19 protein-coding genes and 1 pseudogene are annotated in these 14,268 nt (G+C 40.0%); 9 read left to right on the plus strand and 11 right to left on the minus strand.

What is annotated here, in order from left to right; genetic code table 11:
- Positions 1-104: 104 nt before the first annotated feature.
- The 9 genes from AC58PQ_RS29140 to AC58PQ_RS29180 form a co-directional block, all read right to left on the minus strand.
- Positions 105-485, minus strand: coding sequence for a toll/interleukin-1 receptor domain-containing protein (locus AC58PQ_RS29140; RefSeq protein ID WP_497247822.1), 381 nt, complete (start codon positions 483-485; stop codon positions 105-107).
- Between the two features lie 194 nt (positions 486-679).
- Positions 680-1,375 (minus strand): hypothetical protein, encoded by a 696-nt coding sequence (locus tag AC58PQ_RS29145; RefSeq protein ID WP_497247824.1) that lies wholly within the window; start codon positions 1,373-1,375, stop codon positions 680-682.
- Positions 1,376-1,576: 201 nt separating this feature from the next.
- Positions 1,577-2,473, minus strand: coding sequence for a hypothetical protein (locus AC58PQ_RS29150; RefSeq protein ID WP_497247826.1), 897 nt, complete (start codon positions 2,471-2,473; stop codon positions 1,577-1,579).
- 134 nt (positions 2,474-2,607) lie between these two features.
- Positions 2,608-3,093: a restriction endonuclease gene (locus AC58PQ_RS29155; RefSeq protein WP_497247828.1), complete on the minus strand. Its 486-nt coding sequence runs from the start codon at positions 3,091-3,093 to the stop codon at positions 2,608-2,610.
- A 4-nt stretch (positions 3,094-3,097) separates the two neighbouring features.
- Positions 3,098-4,129, minus strand: coding sequence for an exodeoxyribonuclease VII large subunit (locus AC58PQ_RS29160; protein ID WP_497247830.1), 1,032 nt, complete (start codon positions 4,127-4,129; stop codon positions 3,098-3,100).
- Between the two features lie 200 nt (positions 4,130-4,329).
- Positions 4,330-5,088 carry a hypothetical protein gene (locus AC58PQ_RS29165; RefSeq protein WP_497247832.1) on the minus strand — a complete coding sequence of 253 codons (759 nt, stop codon included), beginning with the start codon at positions 5,086-5,088 and terminating at the stop codon, positions 4,330-4,332.
- A gap of 23 nt (positions 5,089-5,111) precedes the next feature.
- On the minus strand, positions 5,112-6,470 hold the full coding sequence (locus AC58PQ_RS29170) for an outer membrane protein assembly factor BamB family protein (protein WP_497247834.1): 1,359 nt from the start codon (positions 6,468-6,470) through the stop codon (positions 5,112-5,114).
- Between the two features lie 33 nt (positions 6,471-6,503).
- Positions 6,504-7,487: a hypothetical protein gene (locus AC58PQ_RS29175; protein WP_497247836.1), complete on the minus strand. Its 984-nt coding sequence runs from the start codon at positions 7,485-7,487 to the stop codon at positions 6,504-6,506.
- Between the two features lie 24 nt (positions 7,488-7,511).
- Positions 7,512-8,078 (minus strand): DUF3892 domain-containing protein, encoded by a 567-nt coding sequence (locus tag AC58PQ_RS29180; protein WP_497247838.1) that lies wholly within the window; start codon positions 8,076-8,078, stop codon positions 7,512-7,514.
- Positions 8,079-8,365: 287 nt separating this feature from the next.
- Between AC58PQ_RS29180 and AC58PQ_RS29185 the strand changes: the two genes are divergently transcribed.
- The 8 genes and pseudogenes from AC58PQ_RS29185 to AC58PQ_RS29220 all read left to right on the plus strand — a co-directional run bounded on the left by AC58PQ_RS29185 (position 8,366) and on the right by AC58PQ_RS29220 (position 11,132).
- Positions 8,366-8,704 (plus strand): helix-turn-helix domain-containing protein, encoded by a 339-nt coding sequence (locus AC58PQ_RS29185; protein WP_497247840.1) that lies wholly within the window; start codon positions 8,366-8,368, stop codon positions 8,702-8,704.
- A 215-nt stretch (positions 8,705-8,919) separates the two neighbouring features.
- A pseudogene (locus tag AC58PQ_RS29190) lies at positions 8,920-9,033 on the plus strand (hypothetical protein); the annotation flags it as partial.
- Positions 9,023-9,541 carry a hypothetical protein gene (locus tag AC58PQ_RS29195; protein ID WP_497247842.1) on the plus strand — a complete coding sequence of 173 codons (519 nt, stop codon included), beginning with the start codon at positions 9,023-9,025 and terminating at the stop codon, positions 9,539-9,541. The pseudogene AC58PQ_RS29190 and the gene AC58PQ_RS29195, both read left to right, overlap by 11 nt.
- 95 nt (positions 9,542-9,636) lie before the next feature.
- Complete coding sequence (locus AC58PQ_RS29200; protein ID WP_497247844.1) at positions 9,637-9,831, plus strand: hypothetical protein; 195 nt, start codon at positions 9,637-9,639, stop codon at positions 9,829-9,831.
- A 4-nt stretch (positions 9,832-9,835) separates the two neighbouring features.
- A complete protein-coding gene (locus AC58PQ_RS29205) occupies positions 9,836-10,057 on the plus strand; it encodes a hypothetical protein (protein WP_497247846.1) in 222 nt (73 codons plus the stop codon).
- Positions 10,054-10,233, plus strand: a complete 180-nt coding sequence (locus AC58PQ_RS29210; protein WP_497247848.1) for a hypothetical protein — start codon at positions 10,054-10,056, stop codon at positions 10,231-10,233. The genes AC58PQ_RS29205 and AC58PQ_RS29210 overlap by 4 nt, the downstream gene beginning before the upstream one ends.
- Before the next feature lie 106 nt (positions 10,234-10,339).
- Complete coding sequence (gene radC, locus AC58PQ_RS29215) at positions 10,340-10,939, plus strand: RadC family protein (RefSeq protein WP_497247850.1); 600 nt, start codon at positions 10,340-10,342, stop codon at positions 10,937-10,939.
- Between the two features lie 70 nt (positions 10,940-11,009).
- The gene (locus AC58PQ_RS29220) at positions 11,010-11,132 is read left to right on the plus strand and encodes a hypothetical protein (protein WP_497247852.1); all 123 of its coding nucleotides are present in this window, start codon (positions 11,010-11,012) and stop codon (positions 11,130-11,132) included.
- Between the two features lie 229 nt (positions 11,133-11,361).
- Here the strand turns inward: AC58PQ_RS29220 and AC58PQ_RS29225 are convergent, their stop codons facing one another.
- Positions 11,362-12,012, minus strand: coding sequence for a hypothetical protein (locus AC58PQ_RS29225; RefSeq protein WP_497247854.1), 651 nt, complete (start codon positions 12,010-12,012; stop codon positions 11,362-11,364).
- 694 nt (positions 12,013-12,706) lie between these two features.
- Positions 12,707-13,636, minus strand: a complete 930-nt coding sequence (locus tag AC58PQ_RS29230) for an RNA polymerase sigma factor (RefSeq protein ID WP_497247856.1) — start codon at positions 13,634-13,636, stop codon at positions 12,707-12,709.
- Between the two features lie 241 nt (positions 13,637-13,877).
- Here AC58PQ_RS29230 and AC58PQ_RS29235 point away from each other — a divergent pair, with 241 nt between their 5' ends.
- Complete coding sequence (locus tag AC58PQ_RS29235) at positions 13,878-14,192, plus strand: recombinase family protein (protein ID WP_497247858.1); 315 nt, start codon at positions 13,878-13,880, stop codon at positions 14,190-14,192.
- The last annotated feature ends 76 nt before the right edge of the window (positions 14,193-14,268 follow it).

The following is a 14,268-nucleotide window of genomic DNA, read 5'->3' on the forward strand; positions in this document are numbered from 1 at the left end:
AATTTCCAGTACCAACCGAGCTTTTTCCTCTGGGCTGAACTTCCTTCTTGGACCTGTCATACAACTAAGAAACTCCTTTTTTGCTGTCTAGTTTATATGTAGCATTATAGTTTAATACCTTTCGAACTTTGAATTGCAAAACGATCAGCCAAAGATGGCGAGAAATTATAGACTTGACTGTAGCTAACATTATGCCATATCGGAATAATTGTGTTATTCCCTTTATTGCTAAACATTTTCTGCAATAGACCATCTAATTCCCACTGTGTCCATTCCTTACTAAAGAACGCTTCACTCAAAATCACAATTCCAATCCTGGAATGTGTCAGCCCTGCATCAATTGATCTTCTCAAGCTATCACCAGGCAATAAGCTAAATTCGTCATACCACACTTCAACATGAACTTCCTTTAGCTTTTTTGCTAACGGTCTTACAAATCTTTTCTTATCTTCGCTTGCGTGGCTAATGAATACATCGTAAAGCAATGAGTTCACCTACTATCGGAGTAAATTTTTAAATCATGATTCAACAAAGATAGAAAGTATGCCTTCACTAAACAAAATGAAAGAGCGCCGAAAAGGCGCTTAACTTACTAATATTCTCTACCCACATCCACATACTTCATCAATCTTGATTTTTCCCTATATTTACACATGTGATCACGAGTCGCTTACGATACTTATATATTATCCATACCCACTATCTCTGCTACGATCTCAGATATTACGCTACCCTCATTATTCATTTGGTATAAGATGGTCAATGGAGATGAGCCAGTCATTGTAATAATCTCATAAATGGGATCAACAATCCCAAGTGATTCAAGCCTTTTATACGAACTCAAGTTGTTTCTATCTTGCAATTCTAATACTGAATCTTCATTGTCAAGGTACAGCTTGTATAACCATAACAACTTTTTCAAATCATCGTAATACGCCTTCTCAATGATCTCCGCAAGAAAACAGAACTTCTCCCAATCCACATTACCCTCAACATACCTCTTGAAAAGCTTGGCAAATAGCAGTACCTTCTCATCCGTTTTTATCGTATCAAGATACACCATGACATAATCGATGATTTTGACGCGCTTCTTTTCATCTTCTAACGACTGAAGGAAATCCTCACGTTTCCGCTGATCCACCGATTCGACGCTATATTCCTTCAAGAAAACAGCTATATTTTTTACGAATCTTCTCTGTTTGAAATAGCTCCCGATATCATAGATGTATTTCATTTGCTTTAATACAGGGATTTTCTCTATTATCTCTAACTTCAATAATTGATCGATACCTATTTCCATATATTCCAGCGAGAGGTCTAGACTCGTTTTCCTTAATTCAGTCGACATCAGTTCGTATACACTTTGATTTTTCATTCCCGTTCCACTCCTTGCCCAAGCTCTTCTTGAACTTCAATATCACCTAAGAGTGTACTAATAGTATTTTGTTGTCTGAAATATCTTCTTAATGTGTTCTTATGTTGATCGATAACACTGGGCATTTATCTAACACCTCGATATACTCTTTATTTGCTAAATTCTAAATTGACCCAAACCTCAACTAAGGTATCGGCCAAATCAATTCGACAATCCATCTACGGCCTTTTTATTATGATTTCTTGTTACAAGTTCTATAGTAAAGCAACCAAATACAGTGCCAATTAAATAAGGTAGCAACGCCCATGCAATTGTGCTTTTTATACCATCCCTGATACTTGCTTCTGTTACTCCGTGTATCCCCTTAAGATATGGATACAGAAACGTAGCTACATAATCAGAAATAAAAAAGCATGATGAAAGCGTCGAGAATATGGCTAAGAGAAAATATGTAGCAACCTTCACCTCATCTAAACGCTGTGGAGGTGTCCAGTAAATCACAAAATTACTAATCAATATGGATAGGAGTAGAACCATCCAACCCAAAGTAGAATTTGAAATAAATATTGTATTCTGAGTAAAGTCTCTGAGCATCATTCCAATAAAGCTCCATAAAACTGCTGAAAAACCAGGCATGAAGAAGAAAACTAAACTGTAAATAAGCCAATGTCTAACCCAGCGATCCAATAAATATCGTACACAATAATAAAGAAAAATATAAAATGTAACTGCTATAGTATTGCCGATAACTTTAGTAAAGCTCGCCAACAAAATTGATACTATTGCAACATAATAGTTACATGCTAACCAAAAGCCAATTAGATGATAAAGACGTTCATCAGAATCTCTATGAGCTTGACGCATTGAAACAAAAACATATCCTAATACAGTCAATATAATTACTGCAATTAACACTCGCAACATACTTGCAATTCCAGTATCGTATTTAAAAAGGAATACTGCTATCAATGTTGAGGTTAGGCCATAACTCCAGTATATGTCTACATATTTCCCCTTCTGGACAGAATTTATAGTGCCTTTATAAATAGCTTCTACTGCAAGCATTAAAAGCGTCCTTACAAATCTTATAACTTTCATGGTCCTTTCCACTATACCACCACGCTTCTCTTTTTTCTGTAATGTTACATATGAAGTTGCAATATCTAATTTTCACGAGACACGTACGAGTACTAGCAAAACGACGCGCAATCTACCTCTTATTCTTTTCGATTTTATCCGACGAGCTGATTTCCGCCATGTACAATTTCGATATTGCCTGGATCGCTGCGCTTATTAATAATGACCAGATCTACCCCACCATCATTACCACCGACTCCAACCTCCTTGACTGTATAGCCTTGATCACGAAAGTACAGGGCAAGAAGGCGTTCAAACTCTTGGCCAGATATATCATTGAGACCACTACTTAAAATGAGTTCATCAGACCGACATTCCTTTGACGATCTTCTTGCTGTCGCTGTTTGCGTTGATTTCCTTGTAGGTGATGATTTACGTAGTTTCTTTTCTGCTCTCCTCTTCCTAGTTAATCGAGCTCCCAATATCTCTGATATCAGTAAAGCAGCGAAAATGTATCCAACAAGGAAGCCCCAATGTAACCCTGGTATTACATAGAAGTACAGAACTAGAGCGAGTATACCGAAGAGTCCTCTTAATCCATTAGCTAACTGTCTGCCTTCTGCGTAATAAGTGCGTGCCATATGATCACCCTAGATTGTTTAGTATATTTTTAAATACAAGCGGCATAACATAGAAAATAAATCCTGCCCCTATAGCAAGTAATAAGAATAACAAAGCAAAACGTGCCGCCGCTGAACCAGCTTCCGCCTTACGAAACGTCTTCCAGTTGCTCCGTTTACTGCTATATGGCTTGTTGTACTGAACATACTTCTTAACCTCTCTAGCGCCTTGCTGTGGCTCTCCGAGCATGTCCACTATGAATCTAGCTGCCTTGGTAGGCGTGGTCTCAGAACGGTCAGCAGCCTTATCTGCGAAGGTGTTATTATCTGTATGACCAATACCTACAACTACAGGTACTTTAGAATTATGTATTGCCTGCGCTATGCAGGGGTTATTGAAGACAGCAAAATCGCTATCGTTTCCTCCGCCGCGAATCACCATAATAACATCGTAAGAGCCTTGGCTCGCATTAGATATTCCCTCAGCAATCAATTGAGCATCATTTAGCTTAACGGCTACAAGTTCATACGTTAATCCCTTACGTCCTTTGAATACTTCAAGGACATCCCTAATAACTTGAGACTGCTGAGAAGTCACCAAAGCTACCTTACAATCTGCTTTCCCTCGTAGCTTTGTAAAATCATCTTTATATTTGTCCAAGTAGCCCTTCTCAATAATTTCATTGGCTGCTTGCTTCTTTGCTTCCAATCTCATATCTTTGCCGAGCAACGAAGCGCTTATGACTCGTAACTGGAAGAATCCATATTCGGGAGAACTGGACACTTCAAATGAGCCCAGAAACTCGTAGTAATGTTTGGTTTGCAATGTCTTTGCAACCTCGGCTGGCACAATAAGCTGCAATAAGCTACCATCGTCTCCAACTGCCTTGATGTACTGATTGCCTCCATATATCTTGAAGTTGATATAATTTACTTCAGCCTGGATACAAAATTGCATCTCTTTTATTTCTTTATTAGCCATTACCTTTACCACTTGCATTAAATCCTTATATGCATCGGATAGTGGAATTGTTTTAGTTCCTACGCCTTCAGTCACGTCTTGGTGTCCCTCCATTACTTTTGAACTATATTATCTTCCATAATTCGTCATTAAACTTCCTTTTCCTTCCTTAAGAGTGATCCATCTTACAAATAGCATCCATAATAAACAGAAAATGAGCCCAACTGGGAGCTCATCAACTGAAATAAGTTCAATATAAATAAGGTATTCTAGGTTACAACCAGAAAATTCTATTACTACTCTCTACTGTAATCCCTCTCGAAAGTAGGCTTATTAGCTTGAAACTCATTTCCCTTAGAACGTACATACAAACTAAATGTTCTATATCCTTTGTTACCATCGTTCGATTGGTATTCGAATCCACCCGTTACTCTATATTCACCGAATTTCCTCAATTCTTGATCTTCCCTTTGTATCAACTGAGCCCTTACATCATACGTAGATACAAGGCTTACTCCATTCGCTAGAACTGTCTCTTTAAGTTCTCTCTTCGCTTCTCTAATAGCAACCCTCTCATCAGTGAAAATAACTGCCACAAGAAACCATATTAGTAGTATTGCACCGCCTGCAATTGATCCAAGCATAATCCATTTTCTACGACTGGTACTACTCTCTCCGCTTGAACCGTTAGCGTTGTACTGAGTGAATGTAGTTATACCATCATTAGGAATTGGATTGTGTGCCCGCCACTCTGCCTTGTCTTGAGTTGAGATAAAGTAACTGGTGACATTGCCGTCAGCGTCCACTGGTACACAAAGTCTGACCGTAGTGCCAATAGTGAACTTTATGATCTGTTCTGATTCCGTAATAACGTAGTACACGTTGGATGCAGGTTCCCTTGCGATCAATTGTGCTCTGGTGTAATACATTTTATCTAATTCTAAATTGATTATATTTAGTATCCAAGGTTCTATCAGTGAAAGGTCGCTTTCAAAAGCGTACTGCTTAGATAGATCACCACTCGCTAACTTCTCTGGTATTACTTTCTCCATCATTGTTATACGCTCCTAGACAATTTTTACCTACCTAATGCAAACAGCTTCTTTTCAAATGCATTTATCGTTGTTTCTGCAACATACACTGTGCCATCTGCCCCAATGGCAACTGGAGTCTCAAAGGAAGAATTCGTATGAGGAGTAATTTTCCGCGCCACTTTCCCATTAGCTACGATATACATAGCAGAATCATTGCGGTTACTATCTCCCTTAGTTGTAACGTAAACACGTCCATCAGCATCCACTAGAGGTGTGCTGAACTCAATCTTTCGATAAGGATCTATTGTCAGCTTCCAAATCTGCTGACCAGAAGGGGATACCGCGAAAATATTACTGGTCTGGGTCCCGAAGTAGATTGTCCCATCAGGCCCAAGCACAGGTTGTGTAATTTTTGAGTCAACGCTTTCGACTTTAAAACTCCATTTGTCTTTCCCCTCTGCATCCAAAGCCTGTAAGTAAGTGTACGTCCCCATGTCCTTCTGAATGTAAATCGTACCGTCAGAACCGAGTAATGGAGTATCAATGTAATTATTAAATGATCGACTCCATTTCTTTGATCCGTCAGGATTAATTGCATGCAAGCCGCTATCTTCCATTTTCCCCGTCAAATATAGGGTACCATCGCTGCTGATAACGAGATTTCCTGCCTCTTTAACCGTTGTTTTGCTCCATAGTAATTTTCCTTGTTCACTAATGGCTAATAGCGCACTGTTAGCCTTACTATCTTTTTCTTTGGAAACCACATACAACGTTCGGTTCAAGCCAATTGCTGGATGAGTGGATACATCAGGTATGACATCAGAAGTCCACTTTAATGAACCATCTTTGCTGAATGCGAGAATATTATTCTTGCTTGTAATATAGATAGTTCCATCTGAGCCAATCATCGGCGCTATTTTAAGATTGTCTTTTACTTCCTTCTTCCAAAGCAATTTACCGTTTGCATCTACACAGTAAAAATTGTCTCGGTTGGGGCGATCACCGTAGTGCGGCTCATGAATAAAATAGATTTCTCCCTTTGCTCCAATGACGAATGGAGTCCTGATCGATGCTTCAAACTCCCAATTAACACTTAAATCGAGCTTTGCTTTAAAGCGAGTATTGCCTGACCAACCATATGCTGTTGGTTGAATGGCATTGACATCGTAACCGTTATAATAGCTCATACCAGGAGTGAAAGGAATCGTACTTATAGGCGCTTTAGTTGGAGTAGTTGCCAGTATCTCCTGAACTGGTGCTTTTGTTTGTACTGGTGTTGCTGTCGGTATCGATAACTCAGTAGGAGCAGTGCTTTGAACGGCATTAAATTCGTGTATTTCTTTCGCACCACATCCTGTCAAAGCTGTTGCTATCAGTATAGTAATCAGTATTCTCTTCATCATGTATTCTCCTCGTAAAGGTGCCTCGACATCTAGTTAAAACTTCTCGACAATGTACTGCTTGTTATCTTTAATGAAGCTCATATGCGTTTCATCGATTAACGTCATCTTTACATTGGAAGTCAGCTTGAATCCAGAATCCTCTCTTGTATATTTAATTTCTAGCGCATCTTTCGATAATGACGTTACTGTAAAATCGTACTGAATGCCTTCGCCTTCACTGTAATATGTAATCTTACCTAATTTATCCTTATCTTCTGACAGGAAATTAAGCGAAAACGTCAATGCATCTGAATCGGCTGTCCCCCATTTGCCTGAAGCGAATTTATCAACCAACCTCTTCTGCTTTGCATACTCGTTGCCGTCCCATTTATAAACATAGTAGTTGTTTATGTGTTCAACCCTGCTTTGTGATTTCTCAATTATCATATCAGAAGTTAAAAATTCCTCGAATCCATCACCATCAATATCAGCAATATCAAACCCATCTCCGAATATACCGTTAATTTTAATTAACTTTCCTGCATCGAGCGCAAACAGGTCTACACCATAACTTTTATATCCTACTCTCATCGCTATTGTCTTCTTATACTTTGGATTGTTAACCGTTAATAATTCGGTAGCAGCATATCCCTCGTCATTACTAAAGGATTGAATAAGTTTACCCGTTGCCATGTCATAGAAAGAAATCACCCCTGGAGTCCCGTCTATATTAGCATACGTAAACAATACATAAATCTGGTTGTCATCCTTGCCAATGCCGCTTAGCATAGATTCGTTAACATCATCTCTCTTGAGCTTGTGTTCTTTAATAAAGTTATTCAGGATATTAGCGACGGTTTCCTGAATGTTGATTGCTTGTGCAGCTGGCGTTGGCACTGGAGTTGCAGTGGGAGCTGCGGTAGCAGTAAACATTGGAGAGGATGGTAATGAACTATTGGCTACAACAGCTTGATCGGTAGTAGACTTGCTGCATCCAAGCAGAGCTAAAAATGAAACAACCACAATTGCTTTTTTCATGAGAATGTTATCTTCCTTTTCAAGTTAGTTTTTCTTTAGATTGTTTAGCGGATTGCCATCGGGATTCGATCTGAGATAACCGCCGCCTTCGCTACTTGTTAGGGTAGTCGCTGGGTTGCCATCACCATCTCTCCAGTAGCCATTAACATAAGTACCATCATCGCGAACGTAACCGTTGACCCAATGTGGCTTTACAACATGAAGTGATGGATCTGCCGCCGCTTGAGCTAGATCTCCTCCATTTGTACTACTGTAGTCTGTAGAGCCAGCCAATGAATCATCAGAGTCTAGAGCGATGTTTGCAACGAATAATCCGAGTGAAATAATTCCTAGAATGAAGTAGACAGGAAGCCTCATCGGTTTAACGATAATGACTGTGAGAATGAATAGTACTGCTGTAATAAGAAAGAATTGCATTGCGCCATTACCTGAACTTGCATCTGATGATTTGAACACAATCGATGTAACAATTACAAATGCAACGATTAATGCTGCGCCCAGCCAGAAACTTGGCATAAGCAACATCTTTACTAGCCTAATACACCTGTAGATGAAAAAGATTGCAATTAGAAAGCCAATGATTGCGAGCATATAACCCCCCTCTAAAATATGTAAAATAATGTAAATATATTATTGGAACGAAAAATTGAAAAATCTCGAGGGGTGGTATTCTTGCTATATCTTTCTGCTAAACGTTTGAGCTCGCCCACCCCTCCTTTGCACACGAACGCGTTTACTATTATTTACATCCTTTACTAGTTCTTCTGTACTATGTTATACCACAATTTGTCGTTTTAAGGAATAATACAATATTATTGTTCTTTTAGTCCCTAGATGCTAAATAAACTATTCGATATGGTTGCCATAGAGGTGATCAGATGGCCGACCTACTCAGCATCATCGGTGCCAGAATACGTGCATTGCGCAAAGAGAAAGGATGGAGTCAAGAGAGGCTTGCAGAACTAGCCGATCTTAATGCTTCATACGTTGGTAAAATTGAGCGCGGAGAGAAGAATACCACTTTCCGAAGCTTGGAAAAGGTCTCCGTTGCTTTAAACACATCGATACTTGAGCTTTTCAGATACATTGAACCAATTGAATCTGTAAGTGATAAAGATACCTTTGCTAAGCTTATTAATATCCTGCAATCTAGTTCAGATGAGGAACGAAAGCGAGTACTTCAGCTTCTGCAGCTTGTAACAAACTGGAATAAGTAAATATAGGTAATAATAGCCCGTTACTGTGCAACTAGACAGTGAACGGGCTTTTTTGCGTTCTATGCGTGACAGAGAATAGACCAGGCGAGTGAGAGTAGCCTCAGAAAGGAGCAATGGTAAGACAAGTTCTAGTAGAAAATAAATCGAGGAGGTAACGAGCATGTCATCGTTAAGATTGCTGAGTAACGAGCTACTGTTATTTTTCATACTCCAACGCCGTTCGTCTTCATCTTGAGCAAGGCTTTATCGATCAGTTATTAATTGAGATTAAGAAGCGTGGAATTGAGGATCAACTAAAAGAAGGGAATGAGCCATCAAATGAAATTTGATAAGCAAAAACTTTTAACGAGGTACAATCCTCATAAGCATACCGATTCTAACAGAACAGTTGAGTACGATTTTACTTTGTACCGTTGCGCGGTGAACATAAAGGTTGAACCGTTTACGTCTCAGTTTGGGATGCTACAAGGCTTTGTAGAGATCGACACATATGGACTTATCATTAAAGAAGTTACAACAAACAAAGAGAATGAAGGCTTTAAACAATGGGATACGAAGCCCCTATCCGCTCATCAATATCATCTCACTGCTCTCATGTACATGTTATGTGAGCTTAAAACACCCAGCTTAGAGAAGATCAATTTGAGTATCGAAAAGAAAGCTAAAACATGGAACAACAATCAATGGGGCTCTGCGTTTGGTAAGGTTGCTCAGAAGAAGCTACTTGAAATGTATCAAGAGCGATCAGTAGAGGATCATCTACATATCGATCATCCTCTGAGGAATATGGACGCATTTAAAAAGCTTAGATCTCAGCTAAATTATAAAGACAAATAAGGCCAGTATCGTCCAAGACGGATGACGCTGGCCTTATTATTTACAGGCAGAATGAGTGATGAGATGCCCATTTACAATGAAAGGAGGTGATTAGAATGGAAAGGTACCTAAGTTCATTAGAAGCACTTATAAAAGCAGCGATTACAGTGACCATTGAATGGGAACGCCTTGAAGCCGATAGCTCAGATGAATTAAGTCTGTCGTATCCCCTAGCAATGGATTTTAATAGGTACGTGATTGAACTAGTGAAATGGCGAGAAACGCTGATCGAGAACTATACGAGGAGATGAAACCGTGGAAAAGATAGGTATACCTGAAGAATTAAGCACCCAACTAAGTCGGCTGGTACAGCAAAATCAAATAGTTATTGCTGGGAATCTACTGCATGCATTCTTCAAGAGATTTTGGCAGATTGAAGATACTTTAGCTTCCAACTTTGTCACTCGCTATTTCAACAAATATCATCCTACACACTTAAGTAGGCATCTTCAGAAGAAAGGAGGATCTGCCAAATGAATGTGCTTCTAGATTTAAAGCATCAGCTAATAACTGCAAAGACGAATATGGAATGCGCTACGCCACTTCAATCATCAAAAGGGAGGTCGTATATACATTGTCTTGCACTGCTGGTTTCTGTACAGATACAAATTGAAGAAAATGAAAAAGGACGCTCGGGAAAGCGCCCTGTGTAAATCCTATTCAGTTTTATCATAATCAAATATCAATTATTCCACAAGGGGGAGAGCTCAGGCTCTCTCCTATTTCTCATTCCTATAATCCTATTCGGAGGTCCATTCCATGAACAATAACTCATATAAAAGCTTACTAGCCGCCACTCTTTGTGAAAGAACTGAAAGCTATGCAGTACAAGAGATATTCAAGCGTTTCTCTTCGCCACATGAGCTACTACAAGCATCAGAGCATGAATTAATGGCGATCCGCGGTATAGGTAAAGCAAAAGCTAAACAACTTCTATCAGCTTTACAACTTGCGAAGTTGCTTAATATGCCAAAGCAAGCACCTACCGTGATAAGGAGTCCACAGGACGTTTATGACCTTCTGAGAGGCGAACTAGAGTACCTACAACATGAAGTATTTAAAGTGATCTTTCTCAATACAAAGAATCATATTATAGCGGTTGAGACCCTGTCTCAAGGCAGTTTAAACGCTAGTATAGTATCACCAATGATTGTATTCCGTGAGGCTTGTAAACGCTCGTCTTCCAGTATACTGTGCGTTCATAATCACCCAAGTGGAATACCTGATCCCAGTCCTGAAGATATTCAACTTACCCGAAGACTTGTTGATGCAGGTGGACTCATTGGCATTTCTGTTTTGGATCATATTGTCATTGGACACCACAAATTCGCTAGTTTAAAGGAAAGCGGTTATATGTAACAGCACTTGGGGGAGTCTATAAAGGCTCCCCTCCTACTCTCACTTGAGAGCAAGATAGAGGAGGAAGTAAATGATTATTAAAAGTAAATGTGACTGTTGTGGTCAGATGTTTATCCCAGAAAAAGAGTTCGATGGTCTTGCTTGTGAGCAATGCGAAATTCTGTTTAAGAATAATGAACAAGGTAATCACTAGTGAAAATTTGTTACGTGAACCTTTTAATAAGATATAGGCAGTTAATTAAACGATGATGACTACAGAGGGGTATTCCAACCTCCAGGTCCACTAATATGTTCTAATCGTAATTATTACACATGTCACCAATTTGTAATCTACAGAACCCTTATAAGTAGCGGTAATAAGCCCACCAGAGTACTGTTTCTTAATGAGTCATTTTTAGCCACTCTTGATGTGGGGGATATAGCTAATCTTGCTGTAAGCATGTCCCTTTCCTCATATGATCTGGGCTTATCCTCTCTACTGGACCTAGTTCATCACGGTACTTGTCTACATCCCATATCCAAGCTTCCTTAATATGAAAGCCTTCATCGTACATGATCCATATCAGCTTGTCCCATGCGTAGTTTCTTGCCTTAGGCACCTTTGTTATTCTGCTACCTTTCTTCCCACTGGGACGACAGGCCTTAACTTGATACCTTATTCCGTCATAAATAAAGTCGTGACCCTTGGTTACTGCACTATTAGCTTGTACGGATTGGCAGTAATCTTCGAACGAGCAGCCTACAAGTTTCGCGGCATCGTATTCAGAAATTGAGGAAGTAACCGATGGACTTACGCCGAAGACCCTCTGCCAATTAAGAGCAGTAATGACCAGATCATCTCTCATAGCATCGCCTCTATTACTTTCATATGTCCAAACCAAATGAGGTTCTACCTCCTCCGCCCCGATAATCTCAAAACAAATAGAGTACAGATCGAACAGTACTCTGTCTGGGTGAATATGCGACTTTAATACATCCATTACCTCGGAGGTTGTCTCAGCGTGCACATATCTAATCTCGATTATGTCTTCATCGTGGTAAGGCAATGCATGCGTCACTTTCCACCATCTCATATAGAATCTCCTGTTCATGCCTTCGGCTTCTTCTTACGGCTCGCTCCGCTTCGCCGCGCACAAGTTACCTTCGGCTCTATTTAGTACTTAACTCACCAGTTTCCTCTTGCCTGCTACCACTACGTCCATCTCCAGCCACCGAAGTACTCGACCGCGTCGATACATAAGATCATATACGATCAGTGCAGCGCCCGAAGTGTCCAGATACTCGTCCCACCCAGAACTTCTTTCGTACCACTACACCTGAGTGAACCATCTAGGCACATTGGACGCAGAAACTAGCGCGACTTATGGCAGAATAGCCGCGGCGTCCAAAATCCGCAGCTCCGAATAGTCCACATACCTTCGCGCTTAATCAGCTAATTTAAATGTACAGATATAGCAGCGTCCATAAATGGGCAGACTTCAGCCAAGGAAGCACCTGAGACCACTCACCATCGTTACTAGAAAGCTCCACTGTGATTTACGGTATCTTGCTCTAGATGGCGGCTGCTAACTCGGGTAAAGGGCTCGCATCCCACTCGCCTTTACTTGCGTTGTCTCGTCCTAGCAGCGCTTTTTGTTCCTCCCTTTTTAACCCTTAATTAAAACCATCTATAGCAAGATACTGTCTACTCAAAGTTTCTTTCTTAAGTACCTACACTACATATATACATCACTTATTGACAAAAGGTTGGGGCAACTATAAAAATTATTAGGAGGTTTCCCTCCTTTCTTGCCACTGTCTCAGTCTCTCCCTACCGCTATGCAAGTAATACTTCACTGTGCCTACTGCTAATCCAAGCTGGGCTGCAATATCTTTCACATCAAGTTCTTTATTGTAGTGTAGCTCCAGACATTCTGCTTCTCTTATACTGGATGCCCGCACGATATCAAGCATATCGTCGAATGCTAGAGTTTGTATATCTCTGATGTACTTGTCTGGATTTGTACCGATTACTTTACCCGTTTCCGCCTTCATCTCACATCGCAGCCTGCTTTGGAGCGAAGAATATTTGCGTTCTCCGCGTTTCGCCGAACGCCAGTTGTACTTAGATTGACTGCATTCCCTTACATACCAGTCTTTCAATCTTATAAACATAAACCGTTCAATATATGTGTGAAACTCTACTTCAACAGGTTTACTTAGATCATTTTTATTGCATCTGTAGAGAAAAGGAACCGCCAGATCAATAAAAATCTCATAACATTGCTGATATAAGTCCAACAAATAATGATCTGGAACTGCTTCTTTACTAACAAGTAGCTGAATTACACGACTAATGGAGACCTCTATCTCATTAGAACAGTAGAGTGTACCAAGCTCAGTTATATTAATTGGGAAGATCAACTTAGCAATAAAAATATGAACTTCCCATGTCATATCTTTAGCCATACTCTCAATACTCCAACTGTTAAGAGATGCATATCTTTTATTGTGTAAAGCATGCCCTGAATACATTTTAAAGTAGAGCGCTTCTAGCTTCACCCGTTCGGATAACGCACATACATTGGTATTCCATACTTTTTGTTGGCTCTCTTCAGCGAATCTTTGATCATATGTCTTTAGATATTTCGCGTAGTCCTCTATAGCTCTTTTTCTCCATTTTCCCAGATACAGCTTTTTCTCTAGATTAGTTGTCATTTTACATACCCCCATAGTTGAAAACTCTCTTACAAAGTTGTTTATACCCGCTATGAAGGTAAATATGCTAACCAGGAGAAGCTAAATCTAAAAACTTTTACTATAGTTTCGTAATCCTACTTCGGCTAGAAGTCAGGCTTCTTTGCGTTTACAGTGAATACTCGACGGTGAGATGCGTTGAGACCATGAAAGGTGGATAGCAGCAACAAACAAAAATCAAATATCGAAGGAGACTGTTCAAATGAAAGTTGTTATTTATCTTCGCGTATCATCAGAGCAACAAGCAGAACGCCAACTATCCATTCCCGCTCAACGGGAAGCACTACAGAAGTACGCTGCCGAAAACGGTTGGGACATCGTTGACGAGTATGTGGATGAAGCTAAATCGGCAAAGACAGATGCCCGCAATAACTTCCAGCGTATGATTGCCGATGCTAAAAAGTCCAAGCCGCATTTCCAAGCGATCCTAGTTCATAAGTTTGATCGATTCAGCCGAAGCCGCGCTGACCACGTTATCTACAAAGGGGCTGTCCCAAAAGTAGATAATTCTACTTGAGGACAGCCCTATTTTCTTGAAATTTGTCTTAATCTTAAAAAGACAGCAGCGTTTCAGGCTTATACCTGCCCCACTG

The organism is Paenibacillus sp. J22P143 (assembly GCF_059692035.1).